Annotated in this window: 17 protein-coding genes and 1 tRNA gene; 6 read left to right on the forward strand and 12 right to left on the reverse strand. The window is 63.9% G+C overall.

The genetic code is table 11. The annotated features are described in order from the left end of the window. Nucleotides 1-59: 59 nt before the first annotated feature. From M8231_RS14785 to M8231_RS14795, 3 genes are all read right to left on the reverse strand, one after another. The gene (locus M8231_RS14785; protein ID WP_250201828.1) at nucleotides 60-542 is read right to left on the reverse strand and encodes a hypothetical protein; all 483 of its coding nucleotides are present in this window, start codon (nucleotides 540-542) and stop codon (nucleotides 60-62) included. Nucleotides 543-709: 167 nt separating this feature from the next. Further along, nucleotides 710-1117, reverse strand: coding sequence for a hypothetical protein (locus M8231_RS14790; protein ID WP_250201829.1), 408 nt, complete (start codon nucleotides 1115-1117; stop codon nucleotides 710-712). Between the two features lie 440 nt (nucleotides 1118-1557). Further along, nucleotides 1558-2034: a hypothetical protein gene (locus tag M8231_RS14795; protein WP_250201830.1), complete on the reverse strand. Its 477-nt coding sequence runs from the start codon at nucleotides 2032-2034 to the stop codon at nucleotides 1558-1560. 150 nt (nucleotides 2035-2184) lie between these two features. Here M8231_RS14795 and M8231_RS14800 point away from each other — a divergent pair, with 150 nt between their 5' ends. Then, nucleotides 2185-2511, forward strand: a complete 327-nt coding sequence (locus M8231_RS14800) for a helix-turn-helix domain-containing protein (protein ID WP_250201831.1) — start codon at nucleotides 2185-2187, stop codon at nucleotides 2509-2511. Nucleotides 2512-2723: 212 nt separating this feature from the next. Further along, nucleotides 2724-3089 (forward strand): hypothetical protein, encoded by a 366-nt coding sequence (locus tag M8231_RS14805; protein ID WP_250201832.1) that lies wholly within the window; start codon nucleotides 2724-2726, stop codon nucleotides 3087-3089. A gap of 53 nt (nucleotides 3090-3142) precedes the next feature. On the opposite strand, the gene M8231_RS14810 is transcribed toward M8231_RS14805, so the two are convergent. Next, complete coding sequence (locus M8231_RS14810) at nucleotides 3143-3730, reverse strand: hypothetical protein (RefSeq protein ID WP_250201833.1); 588 nt, start codon at nucleotides 3728-3730, stop codon at nucleotides 3143-3145. A 1398-nt stretch (nucleotides 3731-5128) separates the two neighbouring features. On the opposite strand from M8231_RS14810, the gene M8231_RS14815 reads away from it, so the two are divergent. Both M8231_RS14815 and M8231_RS14820 read left to right on the forward strand, forming a co-directional pair. Then, the gene (locus M8231_RS14815) at nucleotides 5129-5632 is read left to right on the forward strand and encodes a hypothetical protein (RefSeq protein WP_250201834.1); all 504 of its coding nucleotides are present in this window, start codon (nucleotides 5129-5131) and stop codon (nucleotides 5630-5632) included. Nucleotides 5633-6254: 622 nt separating this feature from the next. Continuing rightward, nucleotides 6255-7444, forward strand: a protein-coding gene (locus M8231_RS14820) for an IS3 family transposase (protein ID WP_250201835.1) whose coding sequence is annotated in 2 segments (ribosomal slippage) — nucleotides 6255-6507 and nucleotides 6507-7444 — 1191 coding nt in all. Because the reading frame shifts where the segments join, the coding sequence is not laid out codon by codon here. 157 nt (nucleotides 7445-7601) lie between these two features. Here the strand turns inward: M8231_RS14820 and M8231_RS14825 are convergent. From M8231_RS14825 to M8231_RS14845, 5 genes are all read right to left on the reverse strand, one after another. After that, the gene (locus M8231_RS14825; protein WP_250201836.1) at nucleotides 7602-8432 is read right to left on the reverse strand and encodes a flagellin; all 831 of its coding nucleotides are present in this window, start codon (nucleotides 8430-8432) and stop codon (nucleotides 7602-7604) included. Between the two features lie 505 nt (nucleotides 8433-8937). Further along, the gene (locus M8231_RS14830; RefSeq protein WP_250201837.1) at nucleotides 8938-9744 is read right to left on the reverse strand and encodes a flagellin; all 807 of its coding nucleotides are present in this window, start codon (nucleotides 9742-9744) and stop codon (nucleotides 8938-8940) included. 171 nt (nucleotides 9745-9915) lie between these two features. After that, nucleotides 9916-10359, reverse strand: a complete 444-nt coding sequence (locus tag M8231_RS14835) for a flagellar biosynthesis repressor FlbT (RefSeq protein ID WP_250201838.1) — start codon at nucleotides 10357-10359, stop codon at nucleotides 9916-9918. Between the two features lie 608 nt (nucleotides 10360-10967). Further along, nucleotides 10968-11489, reverse strand: a complete 522-nt coding sequence (locus M8231_RS14840) for a DUF922 domain-containing protein (RefSeq protein WP_250201839.1) — start codon at nucleotides 11487-11489, stop codon at nucleotides 10968-10970. Between the two features lie 140 nt (nucleotides 11490-11629). Then, on the reverse strand, nucleotides 11630-12226 hold the full coding sequence (locus tag M8231_RS14845) for a MerR family transcriptional regulator (protein WP_250201840.1): 597 nt from the start codon (nucleotides 12224-12226) through the stop codon (nucleotides 11630-11632). 115 nt (nucleotides 12227-12341) lie between these two features. Between M8231_RS14845 and M8231_RS14850 the strand changes: the two genes are divergently transcribed. After that, nucleotides 12342-12761: a hypothetical protein gene (locus M8231_RS14850; protein ID WP_250201841.1), complete on the forward strand. Its 420-nt coding sequence runs from the start codon at nucleotides 12342-12344 to the stop codon at nucleotides 12759-12761. Nucleotides 12762-12823: 62 nt separating this feature from the next. Beyond that, nucleotides 12824-13735 carry a site-specific integrase gene (locus M8231_RS14855; protein ID WP_250201842.1) on the forward strand — a complete coding sequence of 304 codons (912 nt, stop codon included), beginning with the start codon at nucleotides 12824-12826 and terminating at the stop codon, nucleotides 13733-13735. On the opposite strand, the gene M8231_RS14860 is transcribed toward M8231_RS14855, so the two are convergent. The 3 genes from M8231_RS14860 to M8231_RS14870 all read right to left on the reverse strand — a co-directional run bounded on the left by M8231_RS14860 (nucleotide 13732) and on the right by M8231_RS14870 (nucleotide 15529). Next, nucleotides 13732-15042, reverse strand: a complete 1311-nt coding sequence (locus M8231_RS14860) for a type II toxin-antitoxin system HipA family toxin (RefSeq protein WP_250201843.1) — start codon at nucleotides 15040-15042, stop codon at nucleotides 13732-13734. The genes M8231_RS14855 and M8231_RS14860 overlap by 4 nt on opposite strands. After that, on the reverse strand, nucleotides 15042-15254 hold the full coding sequence (locus tag M8231_RS14865) for a helix-turn-helix domain-containing protein (protein WP_045811357.1): 213 nt from the start codon (nucleotides 15252-15254) through the stop codon (nucleotides 15042-15044). Before M8231_RS14865 ends, M8231_RS14860 begins: the two co-directional genes overlap by 1 nt. A gap of 200 nt (nucleotides 15255-15454) precedes the next feature. Next, nucleotides 15455-15529, reverse strand: a tRNA-Val gene (locus tag M8231_RS14870). Between the last annotated feature and the right edge of the window lie 61 nt (nucleotides 15530-15590).

Raw genomic sequence — 15590 nt, forward strand, 5'->3', positions numbered from 1 at the left:
GCACAAACCGCAAAAAAAGAGCGGCCGAAGCCGCTCTTCTCGACTTCCGTGATCAGGGCTTAGCGGCTGATCGGCTCGTCTTCGTCATCGTCGGCGACGGTCGCCACAACGCCCACCAGGACGCCGGCCGCCAGACCGCCAACCACCAGGCCGGTGGTGCTGATCGCTGCCAGCCCCCCAGCAGATGCTGATCCCGCCGCGACGCCAGCGCCGGTCTCAGCCTGGCCGCCGCCAGCCACCTGAGCGGCGCAGGGCGAAACCGAAGGAACCGCGAAGGCCTGACCCGCGGCGATCGGCAGCGCGCAGCCGTCGGCGAAGACCACCTGGGTTGCCGCAGATGTCCGAACCACGTCACCGGCGCGCAGGATCGAGGCTGCGTCCGACGAAACAAAGCCTTGGCCGCGGTCCACCATCACTTGACCAGCAGCGCCCGACAGGCGCGCGGCCGGCGTTTGAGCCGGGACGCCCGACTGGGCCGAAGCGCCTGCGGAAACCGCGGCGACGGCGAGAGTGGCGGCGACGACGCTCAGGGACTTCATCATGGTGGACCTTTCGAACAGACGGCTACCGGGGGTTGCCAGGGTGCATAGCACGGTGGAGATCGCGTCAGCAACCCCGATTACGTCAAATGAGATGACTGCGAGGTTAAAGGGCGGATCAGGCAAAAGGTTCATATCGGCGACGCGTCTCGTAACTCAGAGGGCGCGCCTCAGCGGTGATCCGAGCCGCTATGCGGGCCGCCGGCTTGGCGCCTCACAGCTCCAATCGAGATAACCAGAAACACAGCTGCGACAACAGCCGAATCCCAGAGGGCTTCAAGAACGCTGGGGCCTCGGTTCACGCCGGGCAGGCCCTGGATCACTTCAATCAAGATTCCAAGAAGCGTCAGGCCCCACCACAGCCGCAGAAGCGACGTTCGGGGCAGAGCCGCGGCGGACAGAGCCGCCAGCACCAGAAAGGCTGCACCGTGGCTCAGCCAATCCGAGCCAAGCGAGGGTGCGGACGAGACCGGCAGAAAGGCGGCCGCCAGCACACCCGCGCCCGAGACGATGAGCGCAAGGCGGCTTAAGAGAACAACAAGGCGCGAGTTTGAAAAGGCGGGAGAGGCTATGTTCACGCGCTGTCCTAGCCGACTGGCCCTCAGGCCCGCAACGACCAGCCTCCCGGCTTGCATCGGGATGTGCGGGGATGGTGCAAAGGCCGACCCTTGGCGCTGAATGGGCGCAACGGCATAGACCTCGGTCGGTGGAGAACACCACGACTGGGGGCGGCGGACATACGATCAACCTCGAGCAGGGTGTCGAGGCAGAATTGCTGATCCGCCGCGCCCGCGGGCCGCTCACCATTCAGGTGCAGACGATCCGCCAAAGTCGAGGTGGTCTCGTCTTGTGGGCCGGCGCCCGGCGGCCGGTGAAGGATTTGCCCTGCGTCAAAGGTCCGTGGCCAGCGCAACCGGGTGGACATAGACAGCCGCACGGGAGCACGAACCTTACCTCGGCCGAATGCGCACGCCAGCGGGCTGATGACCGTCTTGGGCGCCAGGTTGCCGGGACATGATCAGCGGCCCCGCGAAAACAAACGCTCCAACGCAGACGCCAGCTCTGCCCAGACCTCGCCTTCGCGGCCGTCGCGCCTGGCCTTGATCCGCACCTCCTGGAGCAACAGCTCGCGCTCTACGTAGCGGCTGAGCTTCAGGTATGCGTCGCGCTGCTCGCCCTTGGCGCCACGGGCGCGAGCCTGCAACTGATCGAGCGTCAGATCGCTCTTGAGGCGATTGGCGGCGTCGCACACGACCCGAACATTGCCGGGAACATAGCCGCGCTTAGGCTCGACACGGTCCAGCGACGGCGAGGCCCCCGAGCGCGGCTGACCAACAACCAAGGGGGTGCCGAAGGCGGGGCAGGTTGGCGGCAGCACGATGTCGGAACGGTCAAGCCGAAAGCGGATGCCCGCCCGCTTGGCGCGACGCCTCGCCCGCTCCAGCAAGGCCAGCGCCGGTTCGCTGCGTCGTCGGCGGCGCTGGTAGGCCGCCATATAAACCGCATTGCAGCGCAAGCACGTGGCCCGCTTCAGCTTCGATCCGTGGATGGGACAAACAGGGGTGGTTAGCTCAGTCTCTGACATGTTAGTCTCCTACATCAAGACGAGTCCACTAATTCAAACTGAGTCGAAAGAGTCAAATTGATGACGAGGCCGCCCCGCAAGAAGCCGGCTGACCACCCGACCGGCGCCCAGCTTCGTGCGGCGCGCGGCCTGCTGAACATGAGCGTTCTGGAGTTGTCAGAGCGCACGGGGCTGGCCGTGAACACAATCAAGCGCGCGGAATCGGTCAACGCCGGCGCCCCGATCAACGCCGCCAATGCCAAGCTGTTGGTCACGACGCTGACCGCCGCAGGCGTCGCCTTCATTGCGCCGTCCGACGGCCTGGGTGCGGGCGCTCGTCTTGTTGACGACGCTCAACCGGCGCTGAGCCGTAAGCGCAGATCGACGTCGGAAAGCGAAGGCGACTAAGGGCCCTTGCGCAGGCGGTCGCGCCCGGAGGCTTAGCAGTTCGCGCATGTTTGTGTGCTTACCGGCCTTCTGAGCACCAAGAGCCAGCTTCATAAAGGCAGCGCTTCGGCGCCACCGCACTCTTGGTCCCCTTCACGGTGGTGCAAAGAAGGATATGGGCTCTACGCCGAGGGCCACAGCGACCAGGACGGCGGACGTCTTAGGCGAAGCGCATGCGACGCAAACCAGAACGACCGGCGGGGCAAAGGCTGCTGGCCGCGTCCACGCAGGCGCCCTGCGTACGCAGGACGCCCACAATCATCAACAAGGCCGACGCCCACAACAGCGACGTCACGCTGCATTTCAAAGTGCACGGGATGAACAACGGCCAAGTGCTGAGCATCGACGTCCTGCAGGCGAATCGGCTCGCTGATCGCATCATCCAGGACGCATCCGCCAAACCCGTCAGGGTCAGGAAGCCGGCTGAGCAGCACAACACGAAGAACGGCCGGGGCGCCGCTTTGGCGGACCCAAAGGGACGGCGCCAGAACGGCATTGAGCGGTCCTTCTCGACGCCGCGCCTGGCCATCATGTTTTGACGCGGGCGAGTCCGGACCTGTCAAAGCCTGCCCGCCGGCGACAGGCGTCTGGCTCACGCCGCCTGCCCCATCAGATCTTCCAGGTCCGCATCCGGGTCCTGCAGCACAGCCAGAGCGGCGGCTTGCAGCACCACTACGCGCTTGTTCTCGTCCCCATCCAACGCCAGGGCGGCGCTGAGTTGCAGCGTGGCGCAATCCTCATAGGCGAGCTGGTAATCGATCGCAGTCACGTCGCCCGTATCCGATCGGGTGAACATGCGCTCGGCGGCCGCAGGCAAGCCTTCGTTCGCCATCTCGTGGAGCGTCTCGATCGCGACGGCGACCTCATCCACCGCCAGGGCGCTCAACAGGCCGTTCATCAACCAAAACCGACCTTCCGACCGGGGGTGAGCCGCCGCGATGCGGCAGGCTTCAGCCAGGCGCGACAGAATGGGCGGCGTCGCGGTCGAGGCGCACGTCGGCACGTCGCCTTGGACGCCCGATGCCGGGGATGCGCGCCAGGCGGCGCACCAGGCTTGACCTTCAGCCGTCAACGCCCAACGCGTTTCGCCTTGGGCGCCGGTGAAGGACTGCACCATTCCCTCCTCAGCCAATTGCTGAAGGGCGGCAGGGACTATGCGGTGCTCGATGGAGGCGTTCATAAGGAGGCTCGCTGTTGTGCGGCGCCTTTTTATTCGACGCCGCCTATATGGGATTGTGGTTCAAGAGCCGCTGAAGAGCGCGGCATTGACCAGCAACAGCCCACACGCGTGGGGACCTCGCCGCTCCGCTAGGGCGCAGCCGCAAATCGTGTTGATTGTCGATGCCGCTGACCGAAGCGGTTGGAACAAGAGACGGGAACGCCACGTCATCTTGTTTTCAGATCCTGCCACAAAGGTCGGAGGTTGTCAAGATATCGCCCACGCCGCTCCAGTCTCAACGCCGGAACGTTAGCCCGTCTGTCAACACTCTCGCGCCAACCTATAACTATCACTGTCCCTACTACTTCTTTTGAAGCGACAGCCGACTCCATCACCATGGACCTAGACGGCGCATGGTTGTGGAGGGGACTCGTCTCTACCCGTTCCTTTATGCTGTCTGCTATTTGCTCGGACTGCGTTTGTTGACAGAGGAGACATCAATCCAGCTGACGAAGTCCGAGTTGCATGCGGCGCATCCCCTTTCGGCCAAGCCCTGCAACAGGGCGCAGCCGTTTTGCCGGCCCAAGCAGCGCCACCTTGGCGCCGCCGCTGTTGTGCTGCTCAGACCTGTTCGCGAAGAGGGATCCAAACGCCGGCCGCGAGCCCTCCGGGCGCTTGTTCCGGAAGACCTCTTGCGGAGCATGAGTGAGGCCGTTCAGCGGCGGCGAACAGCAAAAACGCCTTTGAGTTGGAGACGCTTACAGACGCAGTCACGGTTTCCACCGGGCGTGACAGCCGGGCAGTCACGAAAGGGGGTCACTTTAGCCCTCAAGGGTGACTCCTTAAGCGTTTGTTGGGGCGCCGGTCACGTTTTCCACCAGGCGTGACTCGGAGGGCGGGGGGTGGGGGCGCGGATCAGGGGCGGCTGGGCGCGGGTGGAGGCTGGGGGAGGCGCGGCTGGGCCTGCAAGGACCGTGCCAGGGATTTTCCCGCTTTGGCACGGAATGTGGCGAAAAATCGGGCGGGCTGCCTTATTTGGCCGAGTCACGAAATCCGCCGGGAGATTTTTTCACGGTTGTTGATTTTGTTGAGGTTTTCATCAGGCAGGAGGCTGTTCCCAGTCACGTTTGCCGACAACCTTTGAGCGAACGGGCCGATTCCGAGCCCGCCGCCTCGGGCAAAACCGAGTCACGAAATCCCAAGCCGCTGAGGTTGTTGAGGTTTTTGGACGGGGTGCGGACCCCTGTCACGTTACATACCAACGATGACTCCGGAGAGGGCGAATCCTGGCTTGGCGGGAGGCTTGGACCGGAGGTCGGGGCGCGGCAGGGGCTGGGGGGTTCACCCCCAGCCGCGCCCCCGGCCCCCTCGTGGACTGCATCTTGCTTAACCTCTACGGTTAACAAGGGAGCGCGCAGCATGGAGTATGAAAGGTCCGCCAAGGGCATCACCTACCGAGGACTTCGTCGTGCGTTTAGAGACGAAGCGAACACGAACCACGAGTTTGTATCTCGCATCGACAAGGCGTTAGGCGGGGGCTTCATCAGCCTGTCCCACGGCGCCTTCATGAAGAACCAGGGGGATGACCTTCACCTGATCGTTCAGCGTCCTGATGACAGCGAAGGGCGCGTCGCCCTTTATGTGCAGATCGATCAGATCATCGCCAAGGGCGCTCTCGACCTGGAGACGAAGCCGAAGGTGAAAAAGCATCGCCAAGGCGATCATCGGCTAGTCACCCTCGCGCCACACGTCTGGTTCCATCACACAGGAAACGCCGGGGAGGCGGAAAACGGTCTGACGTTCGAGAAGCTGATGAAGATCGCGTCTCCAAGGTTCGCCCAGGCCCTTGAGGCCGGCATCGAACGTGCAGATCGGACCTTCATCGAAATGATGAAGCCGAAGCTGCACCGGCGACGGTGGTAGCCGTCACACCTTCCGCTCTAGAGCGCCCCGCGCGCCTAGCGCTCTTCCGCCTGTCGGCGCAGGCCGCCCCCAGCAACCCTCCCGCTGGAAAGAAAAAGACGCGCCGGCCATACCTGCCCGAAATCGCCGACGCCCCTCTTGGGTCTCCGCGCCGCAAGCGACATTGCCTGACCATGCTAGAGAACGACGATGACCTGAGGGCCGGCGTTGGGGAGATAGTGCGATCAGCGCGATCCGTTTCGGGCGCGAACGCTATCTCTGTCAGAACGCGCCCGCACATGAGAGAACTGGCTATGTCCGCCTTGACGGCGGTCGGGTTGTGGCGACGGGACCGGACGCAGTTGGCGTCATGCTGACGTCGACCCTGTAGGCGCGCTCGCGAGCCGACCTATCGCCCCGCCCGTAACAATAGATTGGTCAGCAACATTGGGAGGGGTGTCGTGAAGGTCCTGATTTCGGCTCTAGCAGTTTCGCTCATGGGGACGGACGTCGCCGCACAAGCTTGGGGCGGTGGCTTCAGAGCGGATGATGCGACCCCAGCGGGCGCATGGGTTCGGTCTGACGTGACCCCCTGAAACTCCTCCAGGAATAGCTAGAGTCCGCCCAACGAAGGACGGACAGAATGAAGCGATCGAGGTTCACGGAAGAGCAGATCATCGGGATCCTGCGGGAGCAGGAGGCCGGTGTAGCGACGGCGGAGGTGTGCCGACGCCACGGGGTCAGCTCGGCGACCTTTTACAAATGGAAGGCCAAGTTTGGCGGGCTCGACGTGTCGGAGGCTGGGCGGCTCAAGGCGCTCGAGTATGAGAACGCCCGGCTGAAGCGGATGCTGGCGGACGCGATGCTGGACAACGTGGCCCTGAAGGACCTGCTGGGAAAAAAGTGGTGACGCCCGCCGGCTATCGCGAGGCGGCTGGCCATCTGCAGACCGCCTACGAGATGAGCGAAAGGCGGGCGTGCCGTGTTCTGGGCGTCGATCGGACGAGCGTGCGCTATCAGGCGACGCGCCCGGACGACGGCGCTCTGCGCGACCGGCTGAAGGCCCTGGCCCAGGAACGTCGACGGTTCGGCTATCGTCGCCTGCACGTGCTGCTGCGGCGCGAGGGCCATGCGGTCAACAGGAAGCGGGTCCAGCGGATCTATCGCGACGAGCAACTGACGGTGCGCCGGCGCGGCGGCCGGAAGCGAGCGATGGGCACGCGGCGACCGCTGGACCTGCCGCTGGCGCCCAACCAGCGCTGGTCGCTGGACTTCGTCGCAGACCAGCTGACGGACGGGCGGCGCTTCCGCATCCTGACGGTGATCGATAACTGTACGCGCGAGTGCCTGGCGCTGGTGGCCGACACCTCGCTGTCGGGCGCGCGGGTCGTGCGGGAGTTGGACGCCGTCATCCGGCAGCGAGGGCGGCCCGACACCATCGTCAGCGACAACGGCACGGAGTACACCTCGAACGCGGTCCTGGCCTGGGCCGACGACACCGGCGTCGGCTGGCACTACATCGCGCCGGGCAAGCCCCAGCAGAACGGCTTCAACGAAAGCTTCAACGGGCGGCTGCGTGACGAGCTGCTGAACGAGACGCTGTTCCGCTCGCTGCCGCACGCTCGCGCCGTGCTGGAGGCGTGGCGACGCGATTACAACGAGCAGCGTCCGCACTCGAAGCTCGGGTGGCTGACGCCGCAGGCTTATGCAGAAGCGCTCACCGGACACATCGGCCGGCCTGCTGCGCTGGTTGATGGCTGCGCAGACCGGCCTCTTGCCAACCCAGCCGATCACAGCTCAGATCAACCTAGGACTCTCGTTATGGCTGGATGAGAAACGGGGGTCACGTCACTCCCACCACTGGACAGGAAGCAGCAGAGGCAACCAAGTCGCCTTTTGACGCGAAGATTGCCGTGCACTCTCCGCGACTTGTCGATTGCCGCCATGCCTGCCGTTAAGCGACGGAGCGGCGCCGCAGCTCCCAGGCCGTTTAACGGTTAAAGAGCGAAAGAATGATTTGAGGCGCCTGGTTGGCGATACCCAGGGCTTGGACGCCGAGTTGCTGCTTCGTTTGCAACGCGGTGAGGCGAGCGCTTTCCTTGGCCAGGTCGGCGTCCACGAGATTGCCGATGCCGGTCTCGTAGGAATCCTGCAGCTTGCCAAGAAAGACGAGTGTTCGGTCAAGTGATTTCGACTGGGTGCCGAGCGTAGCCATGCTTGTCGAGAAAGCTTCAATAGCCGTCTGCACGGCTGTTGAGGTCATGTCATTAAGATCTGGCGGCGTCCAATTAGGGGTAGCCGGCGTGGCGGTGTCGTCAAAAAATCCGATGTCTTGCACGTCGGTTGCCTGCAGACCGGTGCGTATGGTCAACATTTCAGCGGGGGTGCCGAAAAGGTTCACCCCGTCAAATATCGCGCCGGCGAAGGCCTTGGTGATCTCCTCGGCCAGCGCATCGTAATCGGCAACATAGGCGTCATAAGAAGGGTTCTGCCCCGCCGTCGGGACAGGCGTGAAATCCTCTATGGCGACAGCCAGGGCCTTCATTTCCTTGAGTGCTTCGATGACCGTCTCGCCGGCCGCCATCGCCACGTCTATGATCGAGCGGCCGCGCTCAACCGATGTTTTGACGGCGTCCAGTGCGGTTACATCGGCGCGCATATTGGTTGCGATCGCAAATACCGCGCCGTTGTCCTTGGCGTTCGCCACCTTCATGCCGGTGTTTACCCGGTTCTGGGTGGTTTCCAGAGCACGGTTGGTTGCATTAAGATTCTGCAGCGCGATCAATGCGCCGGTATTGGTATTGATGCTGCCCGTGCTCATAGGAATCTCCTAAGCTTTCCTTAGGAAGATGCCCTTGAAACGTTTGCTTATGGTTAACACGGAGCGGCTCGCGGCTCGTCGGCAGGCGAAGCTGCACTAGACATGCGGCCTAGACGCGGATCGATGCCGCCGAGCCCGCAACATATCCAAGGGAGTCCCGCCACTCGATCAGGACCTGACGGGGCAGTTCCCGCACCACCTTCCCGCTTATCGGATCGGTCAGCCTATAAACAAAGCTGGCGCCGGACGCGGCGGGCTCGATGCTTAGTCGAAGGCGGGACGACAGGGTTGCCGACGCTTCTTCAAGCCTGTCCGCGTCCGGAGGTTTGACCACGAGCCGTTCGTCGACCGGAGCCGCACGATTTGGGTCTGGAGGCGTCTCGGGCACGGCGGCCTGGGCGTTAAAAGAAACTACTGTCACGACCACCTCCTCGCACCGAGCTGAAGCGGAATGATGTAGATGAATGTGGTTCGAGGCGGCGGCCGCCGCCTCGAACCATCAGGCTCAGCGGAACAGGCCTAGCAGCATTTGGCTGGACGAGTTCGCGATCGACAAAGCCTGCACGCCAAGCTGTTGCTTGGTCTGCAGAGCGGTCAACCGTGCGCTTTCCTTGGCGAGATCGGCGTCAACCAGGTTGCCGATACCCGTTTCGAACGCGTCCTGCAGCTTGCTGGCGAAGTTGAGTTGACGTTCCATCGACTTCGACTGCGTACCCAGCGTGGCCAGGTTCGTCGTAAAAGCTTCGATCTGTGTCTGAACGGTAGAAGCCTTCTCGTCGGCAAAAGCAGGGTTCGCCCACGTGGTTGAAAAGCCGATTGCGTATGTGCTGGTCGAATCCAAACCCGTCCGAACTTTGGGCTGGGCAGTGCCTGAATCCGCTGCGGTGAACAGATTGACGCCGTCAAACTTGGCCCCTGCCAGAGCTTTCGTGATTTCGTCTTTGAGGGCTTTGAAATCCGCCTTATAGGCGTCATATGATGCATTGTCGGTAGGGGGCGTGTCGCCGAAACCTTCCAGCGCCACAGCGATGGCTTTCATCTCGGTCATAGCCGCGACGACGGTCTCGCCGGCCGCCAAGGCGACGTCGACGATCGATTGACCGCGTTGAATGGACGTCTTTACCGCGTCCATCGCCGCCATGTCGGCGCGCTGGTTAGTGGCGATTGCGAAAATCGCCCCGTTGTCCTTTGCCGACGACACCTTCATGCCGGTGTTGACGCGGTTCTGGGCGGTGTTCAACGCCGCGTTGGTGGCGTTGAGGTTTTGCAGCGCAATTTGGGCGCCGTAGTTCGTATTGATGCTGTTCGCCATCTGGCTGGTCCTTCTGGAACTTTGGCGTCGTTTTGCCGCCACGAGCATTATGCTCAGCCTTGAGCTCGCATGATCCGCGCCACATCGCCCTCCAAAAGAAACTATGTAGAATCAATATTATAGGCCGGGCTTACCGATTACGTCGGCCGGCCGCTCGGCATTTATTGCCGACTACCCGGCAGTTTCTGCCGCCTCACTAGGCGCTTTTTGCCGCTCCTGGGGCCGCAGAATAGGGTGGTCGGGAACTTCGGCTGCGATGAGTTTCCGCGAGGCCACCATAGCTGCGTAAAAGTCGCCGGCTTGCGCTTGCTCAATGATGTGGACGCACACGGCGAGCAAGTCCGGACACCCGGCATTGGAGCGCTCAAACACCGTGACTGCTGAGCAAAGGCTGCGCAGATCGCCGGTGGCGTCGCCACCGCTGAGTTTCATCGCCTGATAATAGACGCGGGTCGCCGGACTTATGGCCTCCGCTTCATCCATCATATCCCGGGAGCGCAGAATATGTGCGCGCTCCTTGATCAAGAGCCGCGCCTTGCCGTCGTGGATGTTCTCCAGGACGAGCCCATTGATCATGACCTTTTCGGAAGGTCGTAGCGTCAGCGTCAGAGCCACAGAATGTCCTTTACCAGGGCACAACGTCCGCCGCTCAAACGCAATGCACGGACGGAAGGGAACACGCTTTCCCCTATCACCTGATCACCGTTCGAAATAGCCGCGCTTCCGTCAAGTCAAAGACTATCCACGCAGGTCCGCCCCAAACGCCTTACCTAATGCTGATCGCGCTCTGGGATGCGGTTGATTTACCTTGCACCGGTGGAAGGTTTGTCCGCTGATGCCGTGCCGCCGGCGAACCTCGGCCATCGGGCTTCCGCCTGCTGCTCGCGCAGGACGATGATCGTCGGAATCACCCAGCCTGCCCATGCAAGGGATCATCATGGCGATGAAGCGCCAGAGCTGCGGAGCGGCCGGCGTGGTCCGACTTCCCTCAGCTTGGCTGCCCATCTTGCGATCGTGGGCGCCGGCTTTGCGCCACTTAACAGGACTTGCACTTAGGTTCGGCGAGCGCGACGGATGGTGGGCTGGGCTAGCTCATGAGCCGCGCGGAAGATTAAACACGTCCCCGGCAGTGCCTCTGCCCTAATCCCTTTGGCGGCGGCGTCTGCAAGTGCGCTCAGCGTGCCGGCAGGATGGTTCGGTCAGGAGTATGCCCGCGCCTGACATCATGGAAAGACAACTCCTTCTGACCGACCGTGATCGGTGCGCTCATCATAGTCGCTGTTGGCCTTCAGGATCTCGGACCGCCAGCGATCCGACGCCCGCACCATGTCACCGCATGAAGAAGCGGAGCGCATCTCCGTCTGCATCTGCGCTGCGCCCATGGCGATCAGGTGGGCGTGATGACGCTCATGAACTTCGAGACGCTGCAAGTACCGCGTCCAAGCCTGTCGGAGGCGGCCGGTGCGACGGTGTTCGTCCTTCAAAGACGGCAGAGTGACCAAAATCACCGGCAAGACAGTCACTGTCGCCGGCACGCAATCGCCACTTGCATCTGTCGACCAGTCGATTTGGAAGCGCCATGACGTCACTGCATCATGGCGCGCACCGGAGGCGTCCGCCGGTCGACGCTGATTGAGCGACCTGCGAACATCACGGGGCGTTCGCCCATCCACCTGGTAGGTCGTCACGCTGATCTGCGCCGGGGCGGGTGCGTTTGCGGGAAGATCAGCCAGACTGGCGATCATTGGACCTTGACCTCCCCAGGCGAGACTGAGTCTTGATGTGGATGCGGCGGCGGGCTCGGATCGCTTCCATCCTGTGTCACCATGGGAGCCTAGCGCCCCAGCCCTTCTGGCTTCGCCGCGAGGTCCAAAGCCGTCATGAGCTACGAGCACTTCATGGTCCAGCGCTTCGGCGGCACGAGTGTGAACAGCGGCCGAGGCGTTGCGTGGGCAATCGCCGCCGCCACGGCCCAAAGATTGATCAAGCCCGCCGCTTCCACCGTTTCGTCAGCGGCGTCTTCACTCAGGGCGTGAAGCAACCTGCATTCTCCGTTTTCGATAACAGCGTGCCGGTAGACCTGGCTCATGCTCTCGAGCTCGGCCAGGATCAGCAGATGGGCGTGGTCGCCGGTCTGCTCCAAAGCTCGGATGTATGCAGCAGCTTCATCCCCCGCACCTTCAACAGCCAAGGTCCGACGCTGATATTCGGATAAGGCGGCGAACACCACTCCAGGCGCGGCTTCAACGGCCGCTCGCCTGGAGGCCGGAAGCGACACGCCCAGTCCCCGCATACGCATCATCAGGCGCATTTCAGCCAACTCGCGCGGCGTGAAGCTGGCGCGCCCGCCCTGTCGAGCGCGCAGCAGGCCTTGCGCGCGCCAGAGCCGCTGCAGGTGAAGCGGCGTGCCGGTGATGGCCGCCGTCTCTGAAGGCGTGAACTGGCCTTCGCGAGAACGCAGCGAGATCTGAGCACTTGACATCCATCACCTTCCGTGTGACCCAAGCATCAACCGTGTTGGCCACACGGTTACGAATACCTGACACGTTATGCCCCGCGCCTGGACATCGTGCAAGCACCACACCGGAGTAGACAGCATGGCTGCCAAGCGCATGAACGGCGACAATAGGCGGCCCGACAACAGCGACCCGCCGCCTCCTGAAGTCCTTACCTTCCCCTGCCCGCCGGGCATCGGTCTCGATACGCCGCTGCGTTTGTCCAAGGCGTTGGCGATCGCCTTTCCCGACGGGTCGCTGAAGCCCAGTACCCTGATGACCGAGCACCGACGGGGCAATCTCGAACTGGAGAAGGTCGGCGGCCGCTGGTTCGTCACGCTCCGGGACATTCAAGAAATGAGGAAGAAGTGCCGCGTCGTCGTGAACCGCCCCGACTCTGGCTCCGAGAGCGCGCAGGCCGCGCGCCCGTATACGTCATCCTCGACGGAGGTCGAGAGGTCGGCACGGGCTGCGGCCCTGATCGCGGCCGAGAGGCTGAAGAAGCGCTCGCGCGCTACCTAGCCGCCAAACATGAACCCGCCTTCGGCGAGGGCGACCCTCGCCGCATCCTCGCCGCCGACTGCTTGATCTACTATCTCCAGGGTCTGGAGGACGATCATCGGGGCCCCGAGCCCACCCACGTTCCGTGGCTGATCGAGCAATTCGGCGACATGACGTGCAGCCAGGTGAACATCGAGACGTGCAAGGCCTATGTGGTCGCCCGCACCAGCGGCGCCATCGGCCATAAGCCGGTCAAGGAGGCGACGGCAAAGCGGGAACTGGAGACGCTATCGGCGGCCCTGAACCGTGCGTGGAAGGCGGGCAAGATGGATCGCCCGATCGCCGTGTGGAAACCGAGCTCAAACCCGCAGGAAGCCCGGTGGCTGACGCGCGACGAGGCGGCCCGGCTGATCCGCGGCGCCCTGGGCTTCACGCCGAAGGGCTTCGACGCCGAGGGTCGGGTGACCGGCTACACGCGGGTGGCCAAGCCGAACTACCATGTGGCGCGGTTCATCCTGATTGCGCTCTACACCGCCACCCGGCACGCGGCGGTGCTCGGATTGCGGTGGGAACGGAACGCCCACTCGGGCTCGATCGACCTGAAGGAAAGGCGCATCCACCGACGCGGGACGGAAGAGCGCGAGACCCGCAAGCGGCGCCGCCCCTGCCCGATTCCCGATCGCCTGCTCCCGCACCTGCGGCGTTGGCGGCGGCTCACAGTCACTGGTCCGGCCGAATACGCGGGAGAAACCATCCAGCGGCAAAAGACCGGGTTTGAAGCCGCACGGCGGCTGGCGAAGCTCGACACAGACGTGACGCCCCACACGCTCAAGCACACCTGCATCACCTGGATGCTGCAGGCAGGGGTGCCGACGTGGGAGGTCGCCGGCTTTAGCTCGACCAGCGAGAACCTGATCCGCCAGCGCTACGGTCACCACTGCCCGGATCACATGGAGAACGCCCGCAAGGCCCTGAGCCGCCGGCGCAGCGCTTAGTTCGACGAAGACGGGAAGGCCTCGCCGCGGACGGCCGGTCCCTCGCCGTCAGCGTCATCTCCACCGTCATCACGAGCAGCGTTGCGGCCGACAAGGGCGGCGCGCTCGGTGATGTTACGCATGAGACCGTCCAGGAAGGCGCCGCCGCCGGCCGGCATCGCGGCGACCGCCTCGGCCGCCGCGCCGATCTCGCGCTGGATGCGGTCGGTCAGGGCGATGACCCGCCGCACAGTGGCGGCCGGCGCCAGGCCGCAGGCCTCAGCCATCCGGCGCCAGTGCCGGGCCTGGATATGGCGGCCGCGGACCTGACCGCCGACGGCCTGGGCGTGGTTCTGGGTGATGCCCGGCCACGGCAGGCCGCTCATCAAGTCGTAGAGCGGAGCCAGGGCCGCGCCGTCTGCGGTCAGCAGGATCGAGTAGTTTTTGGCGTGGGAATCGACGTTGCCAATGGCGATGTTGAAGATCACCGCGTCCAGCAGGCGGGTGATGTCGACGGCCGTCATGTGCCGACGCACGAGAGCGAACATGTCGGCCAACGAGGGGCCACGCACGCCGGTTTGGTTGCGCTCGTATTTGGCGCCCGGCGGCAAGCGGAGCGCCTGACAGAAGTCCTCCTGGTGCAGCCGCGTGGCGGCAGGCGCATGGCCCGCGCGGTCATAGCGATCGACCAGCAGATAGGAACGGTCGCCAGCCCGACCGGTCGTGACTGAAGCCGTCGGCAGTCGGCACCGCGCGGCGAGCAGCATGCACAACGCTTCGTTCTGGACGCTGCCGGGCAGGCGGGGGTTGTCGGGCTTCAGAATGTGGGTCGAAGGCGCACCATCCAGCGGGATGACGATCTGACCATTCAGCAGCGCCACCGGCAACTTGTCCTGAGCGCCGGCCAGACTCATGGTCACGCCCTTGTCCCCTGCCAGGAAAGGCTTGCGAGGCAACTCGCCGATGATCCGTTCCAGATCATCCGGCGTCGGTAGGGGGCGGTAGTCGCCCTGCTCCGCGCGGGGGCCGCCGACGCGCAGGGCGCCTGCGACGTCGCCGCCAGCGGCCGAGAGGAGGCCGAGCACATCCTCTTGAGCGACGCCGAGCGCGCGCTGCATGGCGCGCATGGGCTCGCCTTCGGGCAGCAGGTTCATCACCCAAGGGACGACCACCTCGGGCGGCCATGCGGCCTCCGCCATCGGCATGGACAGCGAGACCGGAAAGGCTTCCGGCGAGGCGCGCCAGGTCTCGTCATAGATCAGGTTCAGCCCCGCCGGCGACGGCGTCACCTTGGCGACCGGGCTGTCGCGATGGAACAGCACAGGCATCAGCGACGCCCCGCCGTGTTCTCCAAGCGAACGCCGACCGCCTTGGCGGCCGCAAGCGCCTTGCCGAGTTGGGCGGTGGCCTTGCCCGCCTCCAGCTCGACAATAAACCGCTCGCCGGTTCCGATCGCCAGGGCGAGGTCGCGCTGGGTCAGGCCAAGAGCGCGGCGCGCCTCGGCGACCTGCCGGCCGAAATCTTCCGCAGTGACGATCATGCGCGCTCTTCCCGATCGGGAAGATCGCAGCAGATTTCGACCTTAGTCAAGGCCATTCTTACCGATCGGGAAGATAAACCCTGCCCCCTGCCTCACCACGCATGAAATCTTATCGATCGGGCAGATTAGCGTTTCATGGGCCAATCATGGGCAGGCTCATGCGCAGCAGGCCCAAACATCAGCTAAGTCTTCGAAAGAGATGGTGGACGCGACAGGGATTGAACCTGTGACCCCTACGATGTCAACGTAGTGCTCTCCCGCTGAGCTACGCGTCCGCCGGTGCGGTCCGGGGCGATCGCCCGGACGGGAAGGGCGGTCGTATAGCGGCGGACAGGG

This window comes from Brevundimonas albigilva, assembly GCF_023573565.1.
Taxonomy (GTDB): Bacteria; Pseudomonadota; Alphaproteobacteria; order Caulobacterales; family Caulobacteraceae; genus Brevundimonas; species Brevundimonas albigilva.

What these genes read in the sequence shown, in the direction of transcription:
- M8231_RS14785 (WP_250201828.1), bottom strand. Translation starts at nt 542, where the DNA reads ATGATGAAGTCCCTGAGCGTCGTCGCCGCCACTCTCGCCGTCGCCGCG.
- M8231_RS14795 (WP_250201830.1), bottom strand. Translation starts at nt 2,034, where the DNA reads ATGGCGGCCTACCAGCGCCGCCGACGACGCAGCGAACCGGCGCTGGCC.
- M8231_RS14800 (WP_250201831.1), top strand. Translation starts at nt 2,185, where the DNA reads ATGACGAGGCCGCCCCGCAAGAAGCCGGCTGACCACCCGACCGGCGCC.
- M8231_RS14805 (WP_250201832.1), top strand. Translation starts at nt 2,724, where the DNA reads ATGCGACGCAAACCAGAACGACCGGCGGGGCAAAGGCTGCTGGCCGCG.
- M8231_RS14810 (WP_250201833.1), bottom strand. Translation starts at nt 3,730, where the DNA reads ATGAACGCCTCCATCGAGCACCGCATAGTCCCTGCCGCCCTTCAGCAA.
- M8231_RS14815 (WP_250201834.1), top strand. Translation starts at nt 5,129, where the DNA reads ATGGAGTATGAAAGGTCCGCCAAGGGCATCACCTACCGAGGACTTCGT.
- M8231_RS14825 (WP_250201836.1), bottom strand. Translation starts at nt 8,432, where the DNA reads ATGAGCACGGGCAGCATCAATACCAATACCGGCGCATTGATCGCGCTG.
- M8231_RS14830 (WP_250201837.1), bottom strand. Translation starts at nt 9,744, where the DNA reads ATGGCGAACAGCATCAATACGAACTACGGCGCCCAAATTGCGCTGCAA.
- M8231_RS14840 (WP_250201839.1), bottom strand. Translation starts at nt 11,489, where the DNA reads ATGATCGCCAGTCTGGCTGATCTTCCCGCAAACGCACCCGCCCCGGCG.
- M8231_RS14845 (WP_250201840.1), bottom strand. Translation starts at nt 12,226, where the DNA reads ATGTCAAGTGCTCAGATCTCGCTGCGTTCTCGCGAAGGCCAGTTCACG.
- M8231_RS14850 (WP_250201841.1), top strand. Translation starts at nt 12,342, where the DNA reads ATGGCTGCCAAGCGCATGAACGGCGACAATAGGCGGCCCGACAACAGC.
- M8231_RS14860 (WP_250201843.1), bottom strand. Translation starts at nt 15,042, where the DNA reads ATGCCTGTGCTGTTCCATCGCGACAGCCCGGTCGCCAAGGTGACGCCG.
- M8231_RS14865 (WP_045811357.1), bottom strand. Translation starts at nt 15,254, where the DNA reads ATGATCGTCACTGCGGAAGATTTCGGCCGGCAGGTCGCCGAGGCGCGC.